At 63.0% G+C, this 24182-nt stretch carries 24 protein-coding genes; 12 read left to right on the top strand and 12 right to left on the bottom strand.

Going from position 1 to position 24182, the window contains the following annotated elements:
* The first annotated feature begins 408 nt into the window (after positions 1–408).
* The gene (locus ACP7EY_RS19795; RefSeq protein WP_426196655.1) at positions 409–759 is read left to right on the top strand and encodes a hypothetical protein; all 351 of its coding nucleotides are present in this window, start codon (positions 409–411) and stop codon (positions 757–759) included.
* Between the two features lie 47 nt (positions 760–806).
* On the opposite strand, the gene ACP7EY_RS19790 is transcribed toward ACP7EY_RS19795, so the two are convergent.
* Positions 807–1757, bottom strand: coding sequence for a LysR family transcriptional regulator (locus tag ACP7EY_RS19790; RefSeq protein ID WP_426196653.1), 951 nt, complete (start codon positions 1755–1757; stop codon positions 807–809).
* A gap of 126 nt (positions 1758–1883) precedes the next feature.
* On the opposite strand from ACP7EY_RS19790, the gene ACP7EY_RS19785 reads away from it, so the two are divergent.
* The 4 genes from ACP7EY_RS19785 (at position 1884) to ACP7EY_RS19770 (ending at position 5868) form a co-directional block, all read left to right on the top strand.
* Positions 1884–2246: a hypothetical protein gene (locus ACP7EY_RS19785; protein WP_426196651.1), complete on the top strand. Its 363-nt coding sequence runs from the start codon at positions 1884–1886 to the stop codon at positions 2244–2246.
* 402 nt (positions 2247–2648) lie between these two features.
* Positions 2649–3974, top strand: a complete 1326-nt coding sequence (oxlT, locus tag ACP7EY_RS19780; RefSeq protein WP_426196649.1) for an oxalate/formate MFS antiporter — start codon at positions 2649–2651, stop codon at positions 3972–3974.
* Positions 3975–4053: 79 nt separating this feature from the next.
* Positions 4054–4833: a fumarylacetoacetate hydrolase family protein gene (locus ACP7EY_RS19775; protein WP_426196661.1), complete on the top strand. Its 780-nt coding sequence runs from the start codon at positions 4054–4056 to the stop codon at positions 4831–4833.
* Positions 4834–4851: 18 nt separating this feature from the next.
* Complete coding sequence (locus tag ACP7EY_RS19770) at positions 4852–5868, top strand: 2-dehydropantoate 2-reductase (RefSeq protein WP_426196647.1); 1017 nt, start codon at positions 4852–4854, stop codon at positions 5866–5868.
* Positions 5869–5989: 121 nt separating this feature from the next.
* Here the strand turns inward: ACP7EY_RS19770 and ACP7EY_RS19765 are convergent, their stop codons facing one another.
* Positions 5990–6154, bottom strand: a complete 165-nt coding sequence (locus tag ACP7EY_RS19765; RefSeq protein ID WP_426196645.1) for a hypothetical protein — start codon at positions 6152–6154, stop codon at positions 5990–5992.
* 203 nt (positions 6155–6357) lie between these two features.
* Positions 6358–6966 (bottom strand): Crp/Fnr family transcriptional regulator, encoded by a 609-nt coding sequence (locus ACP7EY_RS19760; protein ID WP_426196643.1) that lies wholly within the window; start codon positions 6964–6966, stop codon positions 6358–6360.
* Between the two features lie 203 nt (positions 6967–7169).
* Between ACP7EY_RS19760 and oxc the strand changes: the two genes are divergently transcribed.
* From oxc to ACP7EY_RS19745, 3 genes are all read left to right on the top strand, one after another.
* Entirely contained in the window at positions 7170–8891 is a 1722-nt protein-coding gene (gene oxc, locus ACP7EY_RS19755) for an oxalyl-CoA decarboxylase (protein WP_426196641.1), read from the top strand.
* 78 nt (positions 8892–8969) lie between these two features.
* A complete protein-coding gene (gene frc, locus ACP7EY_RS19750) occupies positions 8970–10235 on the top strand; it encodes a formyl-CoA transferase (RefSeq protein WP_426196639.1) in 1266 nt (421 codons plus the stop codon).
* A 115-nt stretch (positions 10236–10350) separates the two neighbouring features.
* On the top strand, positions 10351–10782 hold the full coding sequence (locus tag ACP7EY_RS19745) for a PAS domain-containing protein (RefSeq protein WP_426196637.1): 432 nt from the start codon (positions 10351–10353) through the stop codon (positions 10780–10782).
* 32 nt (positions 10783–10814) lie between these two features.
* Here the strand turns inward: ACP7EY_RS19745 and ACP7EY_RS19740 are convergent, their stop codons facing one another.
* The 5 genes from ACP7EY_RS19740 to ACP7EY_RS19720 form a co-directional block, all read right to left on the bottom strand.
* A complete protein-coding gene (locus tag ACP7EY_RS19740) occupies positions 10815–11570 on the bottom strand; it encodes an HAD hydrolase-like protein (protein WP_426196635.1) in 756 nt (251 codons plus the stop codon).
* A 19-nt stretch (positions 11571–11589) separates the two neighbouring features.
* The gene (locus ACP7EY_RS19735) at positions 11590–12642 is read right to left on the bottom strand and encodes a glycosyltransferase family 2 protein (RefSeq protein ID WP_426196633.1); all 1053 of its coding nucleotides are present in this window, start codon (positions 12640–12642) and stop codon (positions 11590–11592) included.
* 66 nt (positions 12643–12708) lie between these two features.
* A complete protein-coding gene (locus ACP7EY_RS19730; protein WP_426196631.1) occupies positions 12709–13602 on the bottom strand; it encodes an alpha/beta hydrolase in 894 nt (297 codons plus the stop codon).
* Positions 13603–13701: 99 nt separating this feature from the next.
* A complete protein-coding gene (ypfJ, locus tag ACP7EY_RS19725) occupies positions 13702–14583 on the bottom strand; it encodes a KPN_02809 family neutral zinc metallopeptidase (protein WP_426196629.1) in 882 nt (293 codons plus the stop codon).
* Positions 14584–14784: 201 nt separating this feature from the next.
* Positions 14785–15099 (bottom strand): hypothetical protein, encoded by a 315-nt coding sequence (locus ACP7EY_RS19720; RefSeq protein WP_426196627.1) that lies wholly within the window; start codon positions 15097–15099, stop codon positions 14785–14787.
* Positions 15100–15433: 334 nt separating this feature from the next.
* On the opposite strand from ACP7EY_RS19720, the gene ACP7EY_RS19715 reads away from it, so the two are divergent.
* From ACP7EY_RS19715 to ACP7EY_RS19700, 4 genes are all read left to right on the top strand, one after another.
* Positions 15434–15745 (top strand): KGG domain-containing protein, encoded by a 312-nt coding sequence (locus tag ACP7EY_RS19715; protein WP_426196625.1) that lies wholly within the window; start codon positions 15434–15436, stop codon positions 15743–15745.
* A gap of 96 nt (positions 15746–15841) precedes the next feature.
* The gene (locus tag ACP7EY_RS19710) at positions 15842–16459 is read left to right on the top strand and encodes a hypothetical protein (RefSeq protein WP_426196623.1); all 618 of its coding nucleotides are present in this window, start codon (positions 15842–15844) and stop codon (positions 16457–16459) included.
* Between the two features lie 79 nt (positions 16460–16538).
* Positions 16539–17660: a M14 family metallopeptidase gene (locus ACP7EY_RS19705; RefSeq protein ID WP_426196622.1), complete on the top strand. Its 1122-nt coding sequence runs from the start codon at positions 16539–16541 to the stop codon at positions 17658–17660.
* Between the two features lie 4 nt (positions 17661–17664).
* On the top strand, positions 17665–18126 hold the full coding sequence (locus tag ACP7EY_RS19700) for a CYTH domain-containing protein (protein WP_426196620.1): 462 nt from the start codon (positions 17665–17667) through the stop codon (positions 18124–18126).
* Between the two features lie 63 nt (positions 18127–18189).
* Here ACP7EY_RS19700 and ACP7EY_RS19695 read toward each other — a convergent pair whose 3' ends face one another.
* The 4 genes from ACP7EY_RS19695 to ACP7EY_RS19680 all read right to left on the bottom strand — a co-directional run bounded on the left by ACP7EY_RS19695 (position 18190) and on the right by ACP7EY_RS19680 (position 24072).
* Positions 18190–19455 (bottom strand): DUF2863 family protein, encoded by a 1266-nt coding sequence (locus tag ACP7EY_RS19695; protein ID WP_426196618.1) that lies wholly within the window; start codon positions 19453–19455, stop codon positions 18190–18192.
* A 197-nt stretch (positions 19456–19652) separates the two neighbouring features.
* The gene (gene acnA / locus ACP7EY_RS19690; RefSeq protein WP_426196616.1) at positions 19653–22361 is read right to left on the bottom strand and encodes an aconitate hydratase AcnA; all 2709 of its coding nucleotides are present in this window, start codon (positions 22359–22361) and stop codon (positions 19653–19655) included.
* Positions 22362–22459: 98 nt separating this feature from the next.
* On the bottom strand, positions 22460–23068 hold the full coding sequence (locus ACP7EY_RS19685) for a hypothetical protein (protein WP_426196614.1): 609 nt from the start codon (positions 23066–23068) through the stop codon (positions 22460–22462).
* A complete protein-coding gene (locus tag ACP7EY_RS19680) occupies positions 23059–24072 on the bottom strand; it encodes an HpcH/HpaI aldolase/citrate lyase family protein (protein ID WP_426196659.1) in 1014 nt (337 codons plus the stop codon). Before ACP7EY_RS19680 ends, ACP7EY_RS19685 begins: the two co-directional genes overlap by 10 nt.
* Positions 24073–24182 lie beyond the last annotated feature (110 nt).

The raw sequence follows: 24182 nt of genomic DNA, 5'->3' as shown, positions 1-24182 counted from the left end.
GGCGCCACGCGCAATTGGAAACTGAAGGACGAGGTGTGGCTCAATCCAGAAAGGGCTGCGCCTGAATTATTGAAGCTGGCCGCATGAACTGACGCGACATCTTTGTTGACAACTACCGTCTGCTGCAATCGCTTGCGAGCAAAGCAAGACGAGAAACGCGCACATTGAGTTCACGAAATTCTTTTGGTTCAAGCGACCTCCTAATTTGATGATGGGAGCTTACGTTTGCCGATGCAATGCATTGACACCACATCAGCATCTTCTCTACCGATTGAGGTGCGATCCTCAATGTCCGCTTGTGGCCGATAGCGGACGCCCGGAACGGCTCAGTGTACGCCGCAGTTGCTTAAATCCCAACAAGATGGTTTTATCAGGCGGTCTGACCCGGCAGCGACGGGCGTTGATGGCTTGAAAGGCGATGGCTTCGCGCACGCGTATGCCGTGGCGCAGCCCGACGCGCTGATGGTCGATGCCTGCCGCGCGCACGAATTTTTTGACAGGCCGCATCAGCGTCGCACACCAGCAGCACATCGGATGGCCAGCCTTCGATGGGGATTGAACGCACCCAGCCGGGTGAACCGGCCGGCGAAATTCGGACGCGCCAGCTTGCCTTGTGCCATGCCGCTCTCACCGCGTGCTGGTGGCGCAGGTTTGACCTGGGCGGTTCAAATCGGTTCGGGGCGACCGGCAGGCAAGGGCGCAAGCGCCAAAAAAAGCCGCCAACTCGTAAAAGATGGCGGCGAATATACTTCGGAGTGAAACAGGACCACTGTGCCCCTGCGCACCGGCAATATCCTTGACTGCCGTCAAGAATCCAAATTTCCCTGCGTGGCAGGCGTTGGCGCCGGAATCAGGTCGCCGATCAGGCGCGCGCCATCGGCCAGCAAAAACTCCTTGAAGGCCCGCGCCACCGGCGGCAGGCGCTTGTCGATGCGGTGCACCACGTACCAGTTGAGCATCAGGGGAAAGCCCTGCACCGGCAGCACCACCAGCGCGCCCGTCTTCAATTCCTGGCCGATGGTGTGGGCCGACAAGAAGCCGATGCCCATGCCGGCGATGATGGCCTGCTTGATCGTTTCCGTGCTGCGAATTTCCATGGCGATGTTCAGTTCTCGCATGTACTGGCCGAAGCCGTCCTGCATCGAATGCCAGGTGTCGGAGCCCTTTTCGCGCACCACGAAGGCTTCCTTGACGAGCGCTTCCATCGAAATTCGCTTGCGCGTGGCCAGCCTGTGCGTGGGCGCGGCGACGATCACGTAAGGGTGGGGGGCGAACGATTCGTTCCGGGTATCGAGGTCGTGCGGCGGGCGCACCATGATGGCCAGGTCGGTCAGGTTGTTCGACAATTCGCCCAGCAGCTCCTCGCGGTTGTGCACCGTCAGGTTGAGCTTGACGCCCGGGTGGCGGCGGGCAAATTCCACCAGCAGGTGCGGAAAAAAATAGTCGCCCGCGCTGATCACCGCCACGTTCAGGCGGCCGCCGGCGATGCCCTTGAAGTGGGCCAGCGCCTCTTCCGCCTCGACAAACTGGCCGATGATGGCGCGCGAGTGGTACAGCAGCTCGGCGCCGCCCTGGGTCAGGTACACCTTCTTGCCCAACTGCTCGAACAGGGCCAGGCCGACATGGCTCTCGAGCGTCTTGATTTGCGTCGATACGGCCGGCTGGGTCAGGTGCAGTTCTTCCGCCGCGCGCGAAAAACTCAGGTGGCGCGCCACCGCTTCAAATACTTTCAATTGTCGCAAGGTGGCATTTTTCATAGGAAGGCGCTCCGATGTATACAGGGTGATGAATGATTATGCTTAATAACTTTAACTATTGCTAATCATTTGTTCCGGTTACATTGGACTCACTGAATTTTCACCGCTTCCCTTTCGGAGAACGCCATGTCCAGCCTTCACAGCAGCCAAGCGAGCCACAGCCACGGCATCCACAGCACCGCCACGGCGCCGCTGGCCGATGCCCACCGCAATGCCTACAACGCCGCCTTCCACGAGCTGGGCCTGCGTTTTCACTGGGACAGCGCGCAGTTCCAGGGCGGCCAGTGTGCCGACGGCGACCGCGAGTGCCTGCGCCGCTACCTGCAAACCGAGCAAGCGCACCTGCTCAAGGCCTACGACGCCGATTTCCTCGTCGATGCCATCGAGGCAGCCAAGCAGCGCTGCTATGCTGCCATGAACGAGGCTGGCTGCCGTCCCGCCGCCTTCATCAACTGGGCGGAAATCCAGCAGCATCACGCGGGTGTTTGATAGCAACTCTGATACCAAATTTCTATCAAATTTCAAAACTTAACCGGGGTCAAGGATATAAAAAAACGCGTCTTCCACAATCGGCCATCTGTCGGCACTTGCGTAATGATGACTCCTCCTTCAAAAAGCCGGAGCATCTGTTGGAAAAATAGCAATACGTTTTTTCCAGCATCGTCAGCGTCGCGCCGGGTTCTTGCAGACTTCGGCAGCAGAACAGTTCTGTGCTTTAAACACCAACCAGGGAGACGCGCAATGACAACCCCGCAGTACCCGCGCAGCGGCGCCGGCATCGAGGCCGCCGCAGCACCTTCCACAGCAATGGCGGGGGCACAACAGCAGTAATGCTGTTTGCACCCCGGACGCGCAAAGACGCGACAACAACACCATCACGGAGACTTGGAAATGACACAAACCGCAAGCATCAACCCAGCAAAACCCGGCGTCAATCGCTGGATGCAGCTGGTCATGGGCATCGTCTGCATGGCGATGATCGCCAACCTGCAATACGGCTGGACCCTGTTCGTCAACCCGATTGCCGACAAATACCACTGGTCGAAAGCGGCCATCCAGGTGGCCTTCACCATCTTCATCCTGACCGAAACCTGGCTGGTGCCGATCGAGGGCTGGGCCGTCGATAAATTCGGTCCCCGTCCCGTCGTGCTGTTCGGCGGCCTGCTGTGCGCACTGGGCTGGGTCCTGAACTCGTTCGCCGACAGCCTGACCCTGCTCTACATCGCCGCCGCCATCTCCGGTATCGGCGCCGGCGCGGTCTACGGTACCTGCGTCGGTTCGGCCCTCAAATGGTTCCCCGATCGTCGCGGCCTGGCTGCTGGCCTCACGGCGGCGGGCTTCGGCGCCGGGTCGGCGGCCACCATCATCCCCATCTCGATGATGATCGCCTCGAAGGGTTACGAGCAGACCTTCCTGTACTTCGGCCTGGGCCAAGGCCTGATCGTCATGCTGCTGGCATTGATGATGGTGCGTCCACCGGCTCACGTGCCAAACGCCATCAAGAAGCAGACCAAGGTGCAACAGGGCAATGCCGAGTTCACCCCGTCGCAAATCGTCCGCAAGCCCGTGTTCTGGGTCATGTATGTGATGTTCGTGCTGGTCGCCGCTGGTGGCCTGATGGCAACGGCGCAAATGGGCCCGATCGCCCAGGACTTTAAAATCGATGGCGTGACCTTCAACGTGATGGGCATGGTGCTGCCGGCCCTGACGTTCGCCCTGGCCATCGACCGCGTCCTCAATGGCTTGACCCGTCCGTTCTTTGGCTGGGTGTCCGATCAGATCGGCCGTGAAAAAACCATGTTCATCGCCTTTGCGATGGAATCGGTGGGCATCCTGGCGCTTTACTACTTCGGTCGTGATCCGATCATGTTCGTCATCCTGACCGGTGTCGTGTTCTTTGCCTGGGGTGAGATCTACAGCCTGTTCCCGGCCACCGCCGCCGATACCTTCGGCACCAAGAACGCCGCCGGTAACGCTGGCCTCTTGTACACCGCCAAGGGCACCGCATCGATCTTCGTGCCTGTCTCGAGCATGATCACTGCCGCCACCGGCAGCTGGGAAGCGGTGTTCTTCGTCGGTTGCGGCCTCAATGCGGCCGCCGCCCTGATGGCCTGGTTCGTGCTCAAACCGATGCGTGCGAAGTTCATGAGCGAGGCGGTCACGCCACCGGCTCCTGGCGCGGCCGACATGGCTGCCGCCGCCCGCATGGCACGCTGATAGCACCTGGCGCCGGCCGGCAACAAGCGCCGGCGCCATCCTTCCAGACCAATCCGGCGTCACAAGAGGTACCACTATGATGATCAAACGCTGGGTTCGTTTCCAACACCAGGACGCGACGTGCTTCGGCACGCTCGAAGGCGACAAGATCCGGGTGTACGAAGGCGATATGTTCGCCAACCCCGAACCGAACGGCCATTCCATGCACCTCGCCGACGTCAAGCTGCTGGCGCCCGTGGTGCCTGGCAGGATGCTGGCGATGTGGAACAACTACCACGCGCTGGGCAAGAAACTGGGACTGGCGCCACCGCCGGAACCGCTGTACCTGGTCAAGACCCCGAATACTTTATTGGCCCCCGGCGGCACCATTCGCCGCCCCCTGCTGGAAAATTCACCCGACTCAAAAGTGGTGTTTGAAGGCGAGCTGGCCATCGTGATCGGCAAGACCGCCTGCAACGTCAGCGAAGCCGATGCGCCGCACTATGTGTTCGGCCTGACCTGCGCCAACGACGTCACCGTCGCCGACATCATCAACCGCGATCCCACGTTTGCACAATGGTGCCGGGCCAAGGGTTTCGATACCTTCTGCCCGCTGGGACCGGTGATCGCGACAGGGCTCGATCCGGCCATGCTGGTGGTGCGCACGATATTGAACGAAGAAGTACGCCAGGATTATCCCGTCAACGACATGGTGTTTTCGGTGGCGCAGCTGGTGAGCAAGATTTCGAAGGACATGACTTTGTATCCGGGCGATGTGCTGCTGTGTGGCACGTCGGTCGGCGTGGGCTCCATGCGACCAAACAGTACGATCGAAATCGAGATCGATGGCATAGGCAAGCTCAAAAACCGGTTCGAGTAAACTAGGTGGGAGCACGTCATGAAAATTGCAATCATTGGAGCAGGAGCAATCGGGGGGTACGTCGGCGCCAAGCTGGCGCTGGCAGGGGAAGAGGTGACGTTCATCGTCCGCGGTGCCAACCTGGAAGCCATTTCGGCCAGGGGCATCAAGCTGATCGATCACGATGGAACGGAACATGTGGCGCCCAACGTCAAGGCGACGGGCGACTACGCCGCGGCAGGTGTGCAGGAGCTGGTGATCCTGGCCTTGAAAGCACACCAGGTCGACGCGGTGGCCGACCAGATCGGTCACCTGGTGGGACCCGATACGGTGGTGGTGACGATGCAGAACGGTATCCCGTTCTGGTACTTCCACCAGCACGGCGGCACGCACGAAGGATACGTCGTCAAGAGCGTCGATCCGACCGGGCTGCTCGCCAGCAAAATCGCACCGCACCATATCCTTGGCTGCGTGGTGTACCCGGCGGCAGAACTGATCGCGCCGGGCGTGATCCAGCACGTCGAAGGCGAGCGCTTTCCCCTTGGCGAACTCGATGGCAGCATCAGCGAGCGCGCCCGGCAGATCTCGGCGGTGTTCCAGCATGCGGGGCTCAAGGCGCCCGTGCTGGAGAACATCCGCGCGGAAATCTGGCTGAAATTGTGGGGCAATGTGTGCTTCAATCCGATCAGTGCGCTGTCGCATTCGACCCTGGTCGACATCTGCCAGTATCCGCTGGCCCGCGAACTGGCGGCGGCGATGATGGAAGAGGCGCAGGCGGTGGCGGCGAAACTGGGTATATCGTTTAGAGTCACGCTCGAACGCCGCATCGAAGGGGCGGAAAAGGTCGGCAAGCACAAAACCTCGATGCTGCAGGATGTGGAAGCGGGGCGGGGTCCCGAGATCGATGCGCTGGTGGGCTCGGTGGTCGAACTGGGCCGCTTGACGGGCACGCCCACGCCGCATATCGACTCGGCCTACGCGCTGGTCAAGATGCTCGAGCGCACCATGCACGAAGAGCATGGCGGGGTCCGCATGCAGAGGCTGGTCGCGGCGTAAGCAGCAGCATTCCCGGCGACGTAGCGCAATAAAAAACGCCCCGCAAGCGGACAGCTTGCGGGGCGTTTTTTTGCATCGTCCTTGATGCTGCGGTCGCAGCATCAAGGACGATTATTTTCAATTACAGGCCGTAGTGGTAGGCGGCATCGGACTTGTCGCCGGCGGTGTCGGCATCGAGTTCTTCGCGCAGGCGGGTCATGAACAGCAGGTCGATGATCGAGGCGAACGAGAACGACGGTGCTGGGTAGGTCGAGCCGGCTGGTGCAGTGTTGGTGATGCTGGACATGTGAAACTCCTGAAGGTTGGTTGGATTCGATGGAGTCAATTATAAACATGTCTGCCGCACCGCACCAATTTCATCTCCTGATATGCGATATAGCGAAAACTGATAGTGCCTATGAGGATTATATCGGGCGCCTTGCTGTCAGCGGCGCCGCCAGTGCAGCCGGCGATGCGGCCCGGGCAGTGTCCCGCCGCAGGCCGGTGTCGCTAGATTTTTCCCTGGTTTTTCAGGCGGCTGAGCGTCTCGGGCGACAGGTTCAGATACGAGGCCAGCTCCTTCTTCGGCAGCCGTTCGAACAGCTCGGGATGCTTGCGCATGAAGCGGTGCACGCGCCCTGGCGCGTCGAGCAGGTGCAAGGTGATGGTGTGGGCCATGATGGCGCTCATCAAGTTCATCACTTCGTATTCGAACGCTTGCTTGACGGCGCTGTGGCTTTCGAGAAATGCCACCCACTGCGACAGCGGCATGCGCGCCACCCGCGCCTTGGTGACGCACACGATGCTGTAGGGCGTGGGCGTGTGCAGGCGCCAGGCCGCGTAACTGGTTTCGATGTCGCGCTCGGCGGGAAAACGCAGGATCATTTCCTTCGCTTCCTGGTTCGTCACAACCCGCTTGAGAATGCCGTCGAGCACGAAATACTGCTCCATGTCGTGCACGCCCTGGTTGAGCAGCATGTCGCCTTTCTGGTGATTTTCCACCGTCAGGAAAGGCTCGAGCGCTTCCATTTCGCTATCGCGCAATTCTTTGAGAACCACGTTCTGTTTCAGCTGGACCCGAATAATGTTTCGGTCTGGATGGTTCGCTACCAATGTCATGAGAGCTTCACTACCTTATTTGACAAGAGCCGACATCATGCGGCGAAAATTGACCTCGGTCAATGAGAGATATGGAGCCGGCTCGCTATGATGGCCGCTATTAAAAGACGGGCTGCCTGACGACTTTCACAGCAAACAGATCAAACTGTGTTGACGATTGACATGCGGCGCCTTTGACGAATCACAAGGAGGAGACATCCATCATGACAGACAGTACCCAAGCACCAGCAATGACCGACGGCTTCCATCTGGTCATCGATGCCCTCAAACATAACGACATCGACACGATTTTCGGTCTCGTCGGCATTCCGATTACCGATCTGGCCCGTCTGGCACAGGCCGAAGGCATGCGTTTCATCGGCTTTCGCCACGAGCAGCATGCGGGCAACGCCGCCGCCATTGCCGGCTACATCACGCAAAAGCCCGGCATCTGCCTGACCGTGTCGGCGCCTGGCTTTCTCAACGGCCTGACCGCTCTGGCCAACGCCACCACCAACTGCTTCCCGATGATCCTGATCTCCGGTTCGTCCGAGCGCGAAATCGTCGACCTGCAACAGGGCGATTACGAGGAAATGGACCAGCTGAACGCTGCCAAGCCCTACGCCAAGGCATCGTACCGCATCAACAAGGCTGAAGACATCGGCATCGGCATCGCCCGCGCCATCCGCGCCGCCGTGTCCGGCCGTCCGGGCGGGGTCTACCTCGACCTGCCAGCCCAGCTGCTGGCGCAGTCGCTCGACGCCGAGCACGGCAAGCGCTCGCTGGTGAAAGTGGTCGATCCGGTGCCACGCCAGATTCCCGCCCCCGATTCGATCCAGCGCGCCCTCGACTTGCTCAAAGGCGCCAAGAAGCCGCTGATCCTGCTGGGCAAGGGCGCCGCTTACGCGCAAGCCGATGCCGACATCCGCGCCTTCGTGGAAAACTCGGGCATTCCTTACCTGCCGATGTCGATGGCCAAGGGCCTGTTGCCGGACAACCACGAACAATCGGCCTCGGCCGCTCGTTCCTTCGTGCTGGCCGAAGCCGACGTCGTCGTGCTGATCGGTGCCCGCCTGAACTGGCTGCTCTCGCATGGCAAAGGCAAGACCTGGGGCGCCGTGCCGAAGAAATTCATCCAGATCGACATCTCGCCCACCGAAATCGACAGCAACGTGGCGATCGCCGCCCCGCTGATCGGCGACATCGGTTCGTGCGTTGCCGCGCTGATCAAGGGCATCGCCGACAACGGTCATGCCAAGCCCGATACGGCCTGGACGAGCGCGATTGCCGAACGCAAGGACAAGAACCTGAGCAAGATGGCGGCTACGCTGGCCTTGAACCCGTCGCCGATGAATTTCCACAGCGCCCTGCGCTCGATCCGCGACATCCTCAAGACCCGTCCCGACATCAACGTCGTCAACGAAGGCGCCAACACGCTCGACTACGCCCGTTCGATCATCGACATGTACGAGCCGCGCAAGCGTTTCGATTCCGGCACCTGGGGCATCATGGGCATCGGCATGGGCTACGCCATCGGCGCGGCCGTCATCACCGGCAAGCCCGTGGTGGCCATCGAGGGCGACAGCGCCTTCGGTTTCTCGGGCATGGAACTGGAAACGATCTGCCGCTACGACCTGCCGGTGGTGACGATTATTTTCAATAACAACGGCGTCTACAAGGGCACCGATCCCAACCTGAACCCGAACGTGCCGAACGACGTGCCAGTGACTTCCTTCGTCAAGGGCGCCCGCTACGACAAGATGATCGAAGCGTTTGGCGGCATCGGCTACAACGTGACGACGCCGGAAGAAATGACGGCCGCCCTGACCGAAGCGATCGCCTCGGGCAAACCATCGCTGATCAACGCGGTCATCGATCCGAACGCGGGCACCGAAAGCGGTCGCCTGACCAACCTCAATCCACAAAGCGCCGCCAGCAAAAAATAAGCAATCTCGTCAGACCAGCCGGCGTCCACAAGGCGCCGGCGACCCGCACGACATCACGCATACACCAAGGAGACACACATGAGCGATAACATCAGCAACAAGCCCTTAGAAGGCATCAAGATCATCGACTTCACCCACGTGCAAGCGGGCCCTGCCTGCACCCAGCTGCTGGCCTGGTTCGGCGCCGACGTCATCAAGGTCGAGCGTCCCGGTTCGGGCGACGTCACCCGCTCGCAGCTGCGCGACATTCCCGGTGTCGATGCGCTGTATTTCACTATGCTCAACAGCAACAAGAAATCGCTGACCCTGGACACCAAGACCGCTGCCGGCAAGGAAATCTTGACCAAGCTGATCAAGGAATCGGACGTGCTGGTGGAAAACTTCGGTCCGGGCGCGCTCGACCGCATGGGCTTCACCTGGGAGCACATCAACTCGCTCAACCCCGGCATGATCGTCGCGTCCGTCAAGGGCTTCTCCGACGGCCACCATTACGAAGACTTGAAAGTCTACGAAAACGTCGCCCAGTGCGCCGGCGGCGCCGCGTCGACCACGGGTTTCGACGACGGCCCACCAACCATTTCGGCGGCAGCGCTGGGTGACTCGAACACCGGCATGCACCTGGCGATCGGCATCCTGACCGCCCTGCGCGGCCGCGACAAGACGGGCAAGGGCCAGAAGGTGGCCGTGTCGATGCAAGACTCCGTGCTCAACCTGTGCCGCGTCAAACTGCGCGACCAGCAGCGCCTGGACCGCGTGGGCTACCTGGAAGAGTATCCACAGTACCCGCACGGCAAATTTTCCGACTTCGTGCCACGCGGCGGCAATGCGGGCGGTGGCGGCCAGCCAGGCTGGGTGCTCAAGTGCAAGGGCTGGGAAACCGACCCCAACGCGTACATCTACTTCACCATCCAGGGTCACGCCTGGGAGCCGATCACGCGCGCCATCGGCAAGCCTGAATGGGCCAACGATCCTGCCTACATGACCGCGGCAGCGCGCCAGGACAAGATTTTCGACATCTTCGCCGTCATCGAAACGTGGTTGGCCGACAAGACCAAGTTCGAAGCGGTCGACATCCTGCGCAAGTTCGACATTCCTTGCGCACCGGTGCTGACGATGAAAGAGATCCTCAACGACGAATCGCTGCGCGCCTCGGGCACCATCGCCGAAGTGGATCACAAGGAACGGGGCAAGTACTTCACCGTGGGCAGCCCGATCAAGTTCTCCGACACCACCGTCGAGATCACCGGTTCGCCGCTGCTGGGCGAGCACACCAACGAAGTGCTGGAGAGCCTGGGCTACAACCAGGAACAGATCGCTGCCTTGCACGAGCAAAAAGTGGTCTGATGGTCAGCGGGGCGGAGAATTAACCGCCCGTGACTGCGCGGCGCGTCGCGGCTTTGGCCGGGACGCGCCGTTGTTGTTTGGTGCGCCGTTTATTTATTAATTGAAGGAAAAAATTATGAGCAGCAGTATCGATTTCAGCCAGTTTGTCGAGGCGCTCGGCGATGCCGTGATTGTCTGCGACGCCGCCGGCGCCATCACGGTGTGGAACCCGGCGGCCACGCGCATCTTCGGCTTCACGGAAAGCGACGCCCTCGGCCAGTCGCTCGACCTGATCATTCCCGAACGCCAGCGCCAGCGCCACTGGGATGGTTACCACAAGACCATGGCGACTGGGCAGACGCGCTACGGCACCGACCTGTTGCGCGTGCCGGCCCTGCACAAGCTAGGCACGCCGCTGTCGATCGCGTTCACGGTGGCGATGCTGCATGCGCCCGACGGCGCCGTCTCGGCCATCGTTGCCATCGTGCGCGATGAAACGCTGCGCTGGAGCGAAGAGCGGGCCCTGAAGGCGAAGCTGGCGCAACTGGAGGCGGCGGGCGCTGCCTGAGGCGAAAATGGCAGGAAGGGCCGCTCTTGCCCTCAGGCGCGCCGCTTGCGGTCATCTTCCTCGGCAATGAGCCGCGCGGCGCCGTACAGATCGGGCGCGATGCGGGTCGGCACGCGCCAGCGTCCCAGCCGCCAGGTCGATTCGGTGCCATTGTCGAGCAAGACGGTGCGGCAGCCGGCGCGGTTGCCAGCTTCGACATCGTCGAGGCGGGCGCCCACCATCCACGACGTGGCCAGGTCGATGTCGTGATCGAAGGCGGCCTGCAGCAACAGGCCCGGTTGCGGTGGCCGGAACAGGCAGGCTGACGCGCCCCCCGGCCGCGCATGCGCGATGCCATGGTCGCAGCAGTAATAGCCCTGCAAGGCCAGTTGCTCGCGAAACAGCAGGTCGCCCAGGCGGTCCAGCGTCAGGTGCGCGGCGCCGGCAGGGGCGGCAGGGCGGCGCAGCTCGTCACTGCCGCCTGCATGATGGGGGGCGCCCATGCCCGCGCCCGGCGCGTCGCCGAGACGGCGGCGGCGGCCGTTGTCGTGCAGGCGGCCCGCCGGCACGATGGTGGCGCTGGCCATGTGGGACGGCGCCGCCGGCTGCCCGCGCCGGGCAGGGCCGGCAGCGACGCTGTCGCTGCCATGGTTGGCAATGGCGGCGGCGTTGCCGTCGTCGAGCACGATCAAGCGAAAGTCGGCGTCGTGCAGCAGGCGCAGACCGACGCCGGCGCCGCAGCGCAGGGTGCAGCGCGTGCCGTGAAATTCGATGAGCGCGCCCGTGCTGACGACAAAGAGGGCTTTCATCGGAAGCGGGCTTTGATCATCACGCGTAGCGCACGCGGTGGCGCACGGCGCCCACCAGGCGCCAGAACAGGGCCACCGGCGGCAGGAACACGGAGGTGGCCAGCACGGCGGCGACATGCGACGGAGTTTTGGCGGTGTCGCGCAGGCGGCGGATGCACAGCATGGCGGTGAGCACGAGCCAGGTGCCGCCGGCCGCGACGGCCAGTACTTCGTGGTGCAGCCACAGGCCGCACAGGGCCAGGGCGAGGGTGGCGACCACGCCGACGTCGTGCCAGTCGGGCGGGCGGCGAATTTTTTCGCGGTACAGGCGCGGATGTTTTTTGTACAGCAGCGCCTCGCCGCTGAGGGTGCGCAGTTGCGACAGGCTGGCGCCCCAGCCGGCGGGCGGCACCGGGTGGGCCACGGTGGCACCCGGCGCCCGGCCCAGGCCGATGCCCGCTTCGAGCAGGCGGAAATGCATGTCGGCATCGGCTGCGCCGCCATCGGCAAAGCGCTCGTCGAAGCCACCCAGGTGCTCGAGCACGCTGCGGCGGCAAAACCAGTTGCAGCCGGCGAATTCGCCGCAGTCGCGCAGGTGCGCCGTGAACTGGAATTCGGTGGGGTGCTTGGGCAGGGTCGAGGCGACGCTGCCGACGACGGCATCGGGCGGCTGCCCTGGCGCCGTCACGGCGAACGGCGCCAGCGCCTGGCGCAACCAGTCGACCGCTGCCACGGTCTCGTCGCTGGTGAAGGCGACAATGGGCGCGTCGGCCGCCTGCCAGCCCAGGTTGCGCGCCACGGCCGGGCCGTGCCGCTCGCCCTGATTGGGCAAATAGCGCAACGCGGCGCCATGGCTGCCGCCGCGGCTGGCCCACTGCGCCACCATGCGCCCTTTTGCGGGATCGGGCTCGTCGTCGACGACGATGATGTCGTAGCGGGCCGGCAGATCCTGTCGCACCAGCGCGTCGAGGCTGCGGTCGAGCTGGTCGAGCTCGCCGCTGCTAGTGACCACCACCGAGATGGCCGCCGGCAGTGGCGCCGACGCCGGTGCCGATGCCGGTGCTGATACGCCCCCGTCGTTCGCGTTCGCCACGGCCGCTCCCTGTCGTCGTCAGTCACGCCAGTTAGAACGACTTGAGGGGTGGCGGTTCCGCCCAGCTTACATTGCTTGGACTTTGCTCAAACTTGCGTTCTTGTGCACGAACTGATCGATGGCATCGAGTGTCGGCGCCAGGCCGCGCAAGGGCGCGGCGATCGAGCCGACCAGGGTGGTGTGGCTGACGCCGTCATAATAAATCTCGGTGACGGGCACGCCACGTTCGCGCAAGCGGGTGGCCAGGCCACCCGTGTTGCGCACGGGATTGACGAGAGTGTCCTTGTTCGCCGCAATCAGCAAGGCCGGCAGTTTTTTGCCGTCCAGGTGATTGACCGGCTGCGACTCAAGGGGGGTATTGGGGAAATGAAACACGGGCTTGGCGGCGGCGTTTTCGATCGGCAGGAAGTCGTAGGGGCCGGCCAGGCCGATCCAGCCGGCCAGGATGGCGGGCGAACTGGCCTGCTTGCCCAGCCAGCGGCTGTCCAGCGCCACCATGGCGGCGTTGTAGGCGCCGGCACTGTGGCCCATCACGAACAGGCTGTTCGCATCGCCACCGTAGGCGCCGATGTGTTGCGCCACCCAGGCCACCGCTTGCGCCGAGTCGTCGAGGAAATCGGGATAGCGTACCTGCGGATAGAGCCGGTAATCGGGGATCACGGCGACGATGCCGCGCGAGGCGAGGGCGCGGCCGACAAAGGCGTAATCCTTGCGCTGGCCCGAATTCCAGTTGCCGCCGTAAAAGAACACCACCACCGGCGCGCCGGCGGCGGGCCTGGCGGGGCGGTACACGTCCAGTTTCAGGCGCGCCCCGATGCCGTAGGCAATATCGGTGCTGGTGTCGGTGCTGCCGGCGGGCGACAGGGCGTTGATGGCGGTCAAGGGAGAGCAGGCGACCAGGCCGCCAACGGCGGCGACGGCGGCAGCGAGCACGTACAGGCTCGATCGGGTCTTGCGCATGGAATACTCGCTAAAAATTGTCATGGACAATTGTAGTTTGTTGACAAAAATCAGCGCGCCCGCCTGGCCCCCACTGCCAGGCCGGACCGGACGGCGTGCTTACAGCGCCTGGCCGCCGAAGGTGTCGCACTGTTTCAGTTGGCCCGATTCGAGACCCTTGCTGAACCAGCGCACGCGCTGCGCGGAGGTGCCGTGGGTGAACGAATCGGGCACCACCTGACCTTGCGACTGGCGTTGCAGGGTGTCGTCGCCGATGGCCGTGGCGGCCGCCAGCGCGCCGTCCACGTCGCCCTGCTCGAGGATGCTGCGGGCCTGGTTGGCGTGGAAGGCCCAGACCCCGGCGAAGCAGTCGGCCTGCAGTTCGAGCTTGACCGACATGGCATTGGCCTGGCGCTCGCTGCCGCGCTGGCGGGCGGCGGCCACCTGCTCATCGATGCCGAGCAGATGCTGGACGTGGTGCCCCACTTCATGGGCGATCACGTACGCCTGGGCAAACTCGCTCGACACGTGAAAGCGCTCCTGCATCAGGCGGTAGAAGGCCAGGTCGATATAGACTTTCTGGTCGCCGGGGCAATAAAACGGGCCGGAGGCGGTACTGCCCGTGCCACAGGCGGTGGCGGTGGCACCCGTAAACAGCACCAGTTTCGGCTTGATGTACTGGGCGTTCTGCGCCTTGAACAGGGTGGTCCAGACGTCTTCGGTGTCGGCCAGCACGGTCGAGACGAACTTGGCCTGGCGGTCGGACGGCGGCGGGCGCTGGGCCGGCGCCTGGCTTTGCTGCACCGGCACCGCGCCGCCGCCACTGATGGCGTTGATAATGGTCATCGGGCTCACGCCCAGGAAGTAGGAGCCGATCAGCGCGATGGCGATGGTGCCGATGCCGATCGAGCCGCCACCGAAGCTGAAGCCGCCACCACCACCGCCGCCGCCGTCGCGCCGGTCCTCCACATTGTCGCTTTCGCGATTGCCTTCCCATTTCATGGTGTTTCTCCAGCGTTGAATTGTTGAATTGCTACTAAATTGCATATTTTGAAGCAATATACCTGTTGCTGCGCCGCCGTGCGCCTGGCCGGCCCTCAATCGTGCGCATGCGGCGACCGGACATCAACCCCCACGCGCATAAAAAAGCCCGCCAGTGCGGCGGGCGGGTTGCCAGGCGGGGTGGCGCCGCCAGGCGCGCCGTCAGTCTGGCGTGCCGTCGCTGCGGCGGCCGACATTGCTTTGCTGCGCCTGCCGCTCCTGCTCCGGGTCCAGGGTCGGCCGGTTGGCGGTGTTCGACAAGCCCGTGTCGTCGTTCATTTTTTCCACCGCCGACTGGCGGCTGCCGCCCGGGCTGACGGGGTCGCCGCCGGTGGCCGTGTTCGGTTGCTGCGGATCGATGCCCCCGAGCGCTTGTGCGCCGGTGTCGACGGTGCCGGCGCGGGCCGAGTTGACGTCGAGTTCATTGCCGCCGTTGCTGGACTGGTTGTTGCCTTCGCTGCGCTCGCTTGCATGCATGCTGGTCTCCTTGATGGTTGGACCAGGCCACGGTGGCCGTCGCCTGTTGAACCCCGATCATGCGCGCCGATCAGTTTGCACAGAATAGGAAGAGGGCGGGCAGTCGTGTAGGACCAGCGCTGACGCGGGCGATCGACCGCGCCCCGTGGTATTGACGATGAGAACTTTTCCCCTCCTCTAGTCCTACACGCGGCGCGACCTGTGTCCTATAGCTCAAGTGCGTAACGCTGCCTAAGATGGAGTGGCGCCGCTCACTCATCGGCATAGTGAGCGGTGGCAAGAGGCCCTTGTCTCTTGCATTGCAGGGCATGGATCACATTCGATGGAGGTCATCATGGCAACGAGCAACCAAGACAAAGGCAACAAACAGTCCGGCAAGGAAGGGGCCAGCCAGGGCAGCACGAAAAACCGGGGCTTCGCCTCGATGGACCCGGCGCGTCAGCGCGAAATCGCCAGCGAGGGGGGCAAGGCGGCCCACCAGAAGGGCACGGCGCACGAATTCACGTCAGAAGAGGCGCGCCGCGCTGGCAGCATGAGTCACGGCAACCGCCAGTCGGCCGAGACGGGCCAACGGGCCGCCTCGAGCAGCACGGGCGGGGCGCAGGCAGGCAAGAGCCGCGCCAGTGAAGGCAACAAGCAGTCGTAAAACAGCGCAGCAGGCAGCGTCGAGTCCCGCCGCAACGTAAGTGCGGCGGCGGCCCGGTGCGGCTATCTGGGTGCCGCTGCGTGCACGCGGCTTGGCATGCCTGGCGCTGGTGTTGACGCAAGTGTTGGCGCAAGCGTTGGCGCCGGTGCCGGTCACGTCTCCTCTGCGCGCGCGTTTGTGCGCGCCCAAGCGCGCGAGCGACCCTGTTTTGACCCAGCAAACCCTGCGAATGGGGTAGAATCGACGCGTTTTTTTGTAATCGTATCTTTGTTTGTTCGATCGTCTTTTTTATCTCATGCGGGGAATTTTGTGGTGAAACCAGCGCTAATCCGTCAAGTCAAAAGCATGGCCATGTCATGCGATCCTGTAGGCAACCTGTTGTTGGCGAAATTTTCCTACGTGGGCGGCAAGGACTCTTGCCTGATCATCCCCGCCAGCATGGTGTTCTGGCTGCTGGAGCACATTCCCGCCAACCAGGATCCCCATTTGCCGCAGCCGCCGCTGCCGCCACAAATCACCCAGTTTGACTGGGACGATCCAACGACGCCGCGCGCCTTCACCGTGCAGTGCAAAGAGTTTCCAAGAGCCATACGCATGACTTTCGAACTCGATCGCAAGCCGGGCCTGGTCCTGCTGCTCGATCCGTCCAATGTTGAACTGTTGCGCCAGATCATGGGCCATTATCACGACGATTTGATGAACCTCGACGCCTGAGTGTTGCCGCCCGCAGCGCGGCGCCGCCGGAGCCGGCGCGCCGTCTCGACCACCGTTTCATTGCCTACAAGTGCCGCCCATGACCATTAAAATCAGCCAGGTATTCGATGCCGGTTCCATCGAGGTCGTCAGCATCGACAGCGCCGCGCGCATCGATCTGAAGTTGCGCAGCGATTCGCATGCCGATATCCACCAGTGGTTTCATTTCCGCTTGCAAGGCGCGCGCGACCTGGCGTGCACGCTGCGCTTTCTCAATGCGGGCCAGGCCACGTATCCGCAAGGTTTCGAGGGCTACCAGGTGGCGGCCAGCTATGACACGGAAACCTGGTTCCGCGTGCCCACCAGTTTCGATGGCCAGGTGATGACCGTCCAGCACACGCCGGAACTCGACAGCATCTATTACGCCTACTTCGAGCCTTATTCGTGGGAGCGTCACCTGCGCCTGCTCGGTGAAATCGCGGAAAATCCCCTGGCCCGCGTGTGCGACATCGGCTCGACCGTCGAAGGGCGCGATATGAACCTGGTGGTGATCGGCGACGAAGCGGCCGAGAAAAAGATTTGGGTCATCGCCCGCCAGCATCCGGGCGAAACCATGGCCGAATGGTTCGTTGAGGGCATGATCGACGCCTTGCTCGACGACGCCAGCCCCACCGCCCGCAAACTGCTGCAGCGCGCCGTGTTCTACATTGTGCCGAATATGAACCCGGATGGCGCCTACCGCGGCAACCTGCGCACCAATGCCGCCGGCGCCAACCTGAACCGCGAATGGATGACGCCCACGCTGGAACGCAGCCCGGAAGTGCTGTGCGTCAAGGCCAAGATCGCGGAAACTGGTTGCGACATGTTTTTCGACATCCACGGCGACGAAGCGCTGCCGTATAACTTTGTCGCCGGTAACGAAATGCTGGCCGATTTCACGGCCGAGCGCGCCGAACGGCAAGCGGCCTTCATCGACCGCTACATCGCCGCGACTCCCGACTTTCAAAAGGCGGTCGGTTATGCCGCCAGCAAGTACAACGCCGACATGCTGACCCTGGCGTCGAAATTCATCGGCCACACCTACCGTTGCCTGTCGCTGACGCTGGAAATGCCGTTCAAGGACAATGCCGACCTGCCGGATGCCCGGACGGGCTGGAATGGCGCGCGCAGCAGCGCGCTGGGCGCGGCGATGCTGCAGCCGATCCTGCAGTCGCTCGATTAATCCCATGGGCGTCGAAATCGAGCGCAAGTTTTTGCTGCTTGGCGATGCCTGGCGCACGCTGGGCACGGCCGTGCCGATGCGCCAGGGGTATCTGTCGTCGAACAAGGCGCGCGTGGTACGCGTGCGCATCGAGGGAGAGCACGCGTATCTCACCATCAAGGGGCAGAGCGTGGGCGCAACACGGGGTGAGTGGGAGTATCCCGTGCCGCTGGCCGATGCCGAGCAATTGCTGGCGCTGTGCGAGCAACCGCTGGTGGAGAAGGTGCGCCGGCGCATCGCGGTGGCCGGGCATACCTGGGAGGTCGATGAATTCTCCGGGGTCAATGCGGGACTGCTTGTCGCGGAGATCGAGCTCGCCTCAGAGGATGAGGCGTTCGAGAAGCCGGCATGGATCGGCGCCGAGGTCACCGTCGACGCGCGTTACTACAACTCCAGCCTGGTGAAGAAGCCTTTTACGACCTGGTAAAAGTCCGCCGGGCACGCAGCAGGGGCTGGCCAGCGCTGAGCGCTGATCAGCCCCTGCTGGTGTTCAATGAAAGTGTTCAGTGCCCGCCGGCGCGTCGTCCGGCATTTCCGGATGCACCAGCTCGCCTGCTGGATCGGCAAACAGGGGCGCGCCGCAATCGTCGCAGAACTCGGTGACGTAACGCTCGCTGTGCTTCTTGATGTGAGTGATGCCCGCTTCGTTCAGGCAGGCGACGATGTCGTCGACGGGGGTTTTCTGATTCTCGTCCAGGCCCAGTCCCAGCGCCGCCAGACCTTCCACCGGGGTGCCGTCTTCGTCTTCCTGGCCGTACAGGGGCCAGACGATGCCGTACATGACGTCCGCTTCCTGGCGCAAGGTAAAGCCCACGCGGTATTCGTCGACCTGGCCATCGGCATGTTCCTCGCCGAAACCGGCCACCACGGCGCGCAGGTCGCTCGGCTCGATCGACAGGGTGTGGGTCAGATAGTGCACGGCGGCGCGGATCGAGACGGGGCGGATGCGCTTGTCGGCTTCGCGGCAGGCCACATAATAGGCTTCAGGCAGCAGCAGTTCGACCCCGCAGCCGGGCAACAGCCGGGTGAAGGTGGGGGTGGCCTGCTCGCGCCACTGGGCCAGCGCCGCGCTGCGCTCGTCGGCGAAACGGGACAGGTGTTCCGGCTCCTGCCAGCGGAAAATCGGTGCGCCTTTCGGCGCCACCACCACGCCCAGCAGGTAGCGGGTGTCGGCCAGGAAGGGCGCCGTTTCCGCCTGGCGTGGCGTGGGCTTGACTGCGCTGCCCTTGAAGGCGGCCTGGGCCAGCTTGTGCGTCATCGCGTAGGCTTCGGCGTGGGTGTGCGGCAATTGATCGATTGAAAACAGGTGCGGCGCCACGGCCAGGCGGGTGTTGCCAGCCAGCAGGTGGGCGCCGAAATGGGCCGACAGGGTGGTCAACAAGTCGCCGGGAATATTGCCTGAACCGATGGAGAAGCGCGTCCAGGCCAGCACCGGCGCGGCCACCAGCAGCGCCTGCCAGGCGGTTTCGACGCCGTCGACCAGCTCCGTCATGGTCGACGATTCGCTGACCGCTTCAGCGTTTTCCAGCAGCACGTCGTAGGCGTTGATATCGTCCTTGAACAGGCTGTTGAGGGTGTTGTCGATGGTGTCCTGGTGCCCCGTTTTAAGCAGTTTTTGCAGGCTCAGTTCGAGCTGCTGCTCGAGCACGCGCTCTTCCAGGCGGCTGCCCGACTGCGAGAGGGACGAGGACAGGGCGATGAGGCGCTGGGCTTCAGCGGACAGCCGGGGAGGGGAAGCTTTGAATGGACGACGCATGGCTATTGAATTAAGTAAAGTGAAGCGATGAAAACGACATAGCCTGTTTGCTTGGCGCAGCTTTGCTACCTTGATCACGTATTGTAGTTGATTCGGCCCCACCCATCGCGCAAGCGCTGCGCATCGCGCAAGCGGGGGGCCAAAAAAAACGCCGGACGAACCCGGCGTTTGATCAGTGCGTTGACGCTAGCGGCTCATTACGCTGCCAGCAACTGACGCAGCACGAATGGCAGGATGCCGCCGTGCTTGTAGTAGTCGACTTCGATCGGCGTATCGATACGCAGCAGGACCGTCACTTCCTGGACATCGCCGTTGGCACGGTGAATGACCAGCGTGGCCAGCTGTTGCGGCTTGATCTCGCCTTCCAGACCGCGCAAGTCGAAGATTTCATTGCCGGTGATGTTGAGCGTCTGCACGCTGTCGTCGCCAATAAATTGCAGAGGCAACACGCCCATGCCCACCAGGTTCGAGCGGTGGATCCGTTCGAACGAGCGGGTGATGACCGCTTTCACGCCCAGCAGCTGGGTGCCCTTGGCAGCCCAGTCGCGCGACGAGCCCGTACCGTACTCTTCGCCACCGAACACCATGGTCGGCACGCCGGCATCGACGTACTGCATGGCCGCGTCGTAGATCGACATCTGCTCGCCCGACGGCTGGTGAATGGTGATGCCGCCTTCGACCGCGGAACCGTCGGCCTTGGCCGGGATCATGCGGTTCTTGATACGGACGTTGGCGAAGGTGCCGCGCATCATGATTTCATGGTTGCCACGGCGCGAGCCGTAGGAGTTGAAATCGGCCTTGAGCACGCCCTTGGCCTTGAGCCATTTGCCTGCAGGACCGTTTTCCTGGATCGAACCGGCCGGCGAGATGTGGTCGGTGGTGATCGAGTCGCCGAACACGCCGAGCGCGCGGGCGCCCGTGATGCGGGTGGCGGCCGCGGTCGGCACCATGGTGAAGTTGTCGAAAAATGGCGGCTCGGCGATGTAGGTCGAGGTGGGCCAGTTGTAGACCTGGCCTTCGACGGTGGTGACTTTTTCCCACAGTTCGCCGGGGGCGTTCTTGACGTCGGCGTAGTTGCTCTTGAAGACGCTGGCGTTCATGGCGAACTTCATCATGGCGGCCACTTCTTTCGAGGTGGGCCAGATGTCGCCCAGGTAGACGTCGCGGCCGTCGGTGCCCTTGCCGACCGGTTCCGTCATCAGGTCTTTCGACATGTTGCCGGCGATGGCGTAGGCGACCACGAGCGGTGGCGAGGCGAGGAAGTTCGAACGGATGTTCGGGTGGATCCGCGCTTCGAAGTTACGGTTGCCCGACAGCACAGCCGAGGCGACGATGTCGTTGTCGGTGATGGCCGCGTTCATTTCCGGCGTCAGGTCGCCGGCATTGCCGATACAGGTGGTGCAACCGTAGGCGGTCACGCCAAAGCCCAGTTGCTCCATGTACGGCAGCAGGCCGGCGGCGGTCAGGTACTCGGTGACGACGCGCGAGCCAGGGGCCAGCGAGGTCTTGATGTGCGGCGCGACCGTCAGGCCCGCTTCGACGGCTTTTTTCGCCAGCAGGCCGGCGGCCAGCATCACGCTCGGGTTCGAGGTGTTGGTGCACGAGGTGATGGCGGCGATGAGCACATCGCCGTTTTTCACGTTCACGCCATTGCTGGTGGTGTAGGTGTGGGTCAGGTCGGCGGCCAGCTTGTTGAAGCCGTTTTCCGTGGTCGGCTTCGAGAACAGTTCGGCGAAGTTCGACTTGACGTTGCCCAGTTCGATACGGTCCTGCGGACGCTTCGGTCCCGCCAGCGATGGCGTGACGGTGGCCAGGTCAAGCGTGACGATGCGGGTGTAATCGATGTCGCCCGCTTGCGGGATGCCGTACATGCCCTGCGCCTTGTAGTAATTCTGGAAGGCGGTGATTTCGTCCTCGGTGCGGCCGGTGCCCTGGAAGTATTCGACGGTGGCGTCGTCGACCGGGAAGAAGCCCATGGTGGCGCCGTATTCGGGGGCCATGTTGGCGATCGTGGCGCGGTCCGTCAGCGACAGCGACGCGGTGCCTTCGCCGAAGAACTCGACGAACTTGCCGACGACTTTTTCCTTGCGCAGCAGTTCGGTGATCGTCAGCACCAGGTCGGTGGCGGTGCAGCCTTCGCGCAGCTGGCCTTGCAGGTGCACGCCGATGACGTCGGGGGTGAGGAAGTAGACGGGCTGGCCCAGCATGCCCGCTTCGGCTTCGATGCCGCCCACGCCCCAGCCGACCACGCCGATGCCGTTGATCATGGTGGTGTGCGAGTCGGTGCCCACCAGGGTGTCAGGGTAATACGTGTTTTCCTGCTTGTGCACGCCGCGCGCCAGGTACTCGAGGTTGACCTGGTGGACGATGCCAAAGCCCGGCGGGACCACGCCGAAGGTGTCGAAGGCTTGCATGCCCCATTTCATGAACTGGTAGCGCTCGTTGTTGCGCGAGAATTCCAGTTTCATGTTCAGGTCGAGTGCGCCTTTTTCACGGAAATGGTCGATGGTGACGGAGTGGTCGACGACGAGGTCGACCGGCACCAGCGGCTCGATATTTTTTGGGTTGATGCCCATCTTGTGGGCGACGTTGCGCATCGCGGCCAGGTCGGCCAGCAGGGGCACGCCGGTGAAGTCCTGCAGCACCACGCGGGCGACGACGAAAGGAATCTCGTCGGTGCGATCGCCGTTCGGCGCCCAGTTCGCCAGCTGGCGCACGTGTTCTTCCGTGACCTTCTTGCCGTCGCAGTTGCGCAGCACGGACTCGAGCACGATACGGATCGAAACCGGCAGGCGCGAGATGTTCACGCCCAGGCTTTTTTCCAGCGCCGGAAGCGAGTAAAACTGGCCTTTTTTGCCAGCCGATAGTTTGAAATCCTTGAGCGTGTTCAGGGTGTTGCGGGACATGACCTCTCCTTCAGTGGTGTTTGTTATTGCAGGTGCTGCGACGTTGGACCCGGTGTTCTGGATGGGCTTTCTTGGTGTAATTACTTGATGACGGCCGATCACTTGCCAACTGGCGCCGGCAATGGCTGCTTGTCGACCGGCACGATCGGCTCGATTTTTTCGATCACCTTGGACGACGGCATGTCGGTCGAGCGGATGACCGGCTTGATGGCCAGTTCGCCCCGCTCCTGGTCGGCATTCTTGCATTCGTTGGCCAGTTGGCGGTTCAGCTTGGCGTCGAGCAGCATGCCTTTCGAGGGGATGCCGATCCAGATCAGGCCGAACGTGGCGTTCTGGTAGCGCTGGGCGCCGGTGGTGGTGCCCACCTTGTCGAGCCGGTGGATGCGTTTTTTCCAGCGCAGGGCGATGTGGGTATCGTCGTCGGCATGCTGGAAGATGGTCAGCGTGTTGCCCAGTTCACAGCGATAGTCGGTGCTGACGGTGTCGCCCTCGTCCGCTTCGGACGGGCCGGCTTCTTCATCGGCCTTGACGGCTTTTTCGTGGGCGCGCGTTTTCGCCGGGGTCTTCTTGTCGGCAATTTTTTTGTCGACGACTTTTTTCTCGACGACTTTTTTCTCGGCAGCCATGGCGGCCGGTGCGCTGCACAGGCCGGCGGCGACGAGCGCGAGGCTGGCGGCGAGCAGGGTTTTTTTCAGGGTCAGGAACATGGATTGGGGTCCGGTAAGGGGGCGGCAGGCGTCAGCAGGGCCATGGCGGCTTCGGGCAAGCCCAGGCCAGCCAGTTTGGCGCGCTGCAGGACGGTCCAGTAATAACGGTAGCTGGCGCGATCATGCAGGCGGCCATGCTGGGAAATGGGGCCCCAGTTCGCCTGCATGGCCTCGTTGAGGATGGCGGCAGCTTCGTTCACTTCCGACAGTCGCGGCGTGAAGGCCTTGACGATCGGCTTGATTTGATCGGGGTGAATGCTCCACATGCGCGTATAACCGAATTCGCCGCCGGCGCGGGTGGCGTCGTTGGCGACGACGGCGGTATCGCGGATGTCGGTGGTCACATTGTGAGAAGGCACCTTGCCATGGGCATGGCAGGCGGCGGCGATGTCGAGCTTGGCGCGCACCACCAGCGGGTGGGTGAACTGGCCGGGCGTGCGCATGGCGGCAGCCGGCACGGCGCCGTAATGGGCGGACACGAAATCCATGATGCCGAACGACAGACACTCGACCTGCGGCAAGGCGGCGATGTCCCAGGCGTCGTGCAGCGCGCCGTGGGTTTCGATGAGTACGTGGATGGGAATGAGTCGCGTGTGGCCGCCAGCGTGGGCATGGCGGTTGACGAACTCGATGACTTTTCTGACGTCGGAGACGCTGTCGACCTTGGGGATCACCAGGTAGGCGAGGCGGGCGGCGGCGGCGCCCATGATGGTGGCGACGTCAGCGGCGAAATGGGGGCTGCGGGGGTCGTGCACGCGCGCGCCGATGCGGTCGAAGCGGTTGCCGGAGCTGTTGATCAGCTCGGCGACCAGGCGTGCGTGTTCCAGCTCGGTGCCGGTGGCGGCGCCGTCTTCGCAATCGAAGGTGATGTCAAACACGGGACCGAGCTCTTCCTGCAATGCCATCGACTTGCGCATCAGCTTGCTCGAACCGGCGTAGTGATCGCAGGCTGGCAACAACAAGGGCTGGCGCTTGCCCTGGAACAGGACGCTGGACGGATGCATGCTCGAAGCGGGTGTGGTCATTGCGGGATCAAGCGCGTCCGTGCCGCTCGGGGCGGCACGGCGCGTTTGGCGACCAGGTGGAAGAGTTTCCGCCACGGTGTGCGCCAGTT

It is taken from the genome of Massilia sp. DWR3-1-1, from assembly GCF_049898325.1.
Lineage (GTDB): Bacteria > Pseudomonadota > Gammaproteobacteria > Burkholderiales > Burkholderiaceae_D > JAFCUW01.
This window is presented reverse-complemented; position numbering and strand designations above follow the sequence as displayed.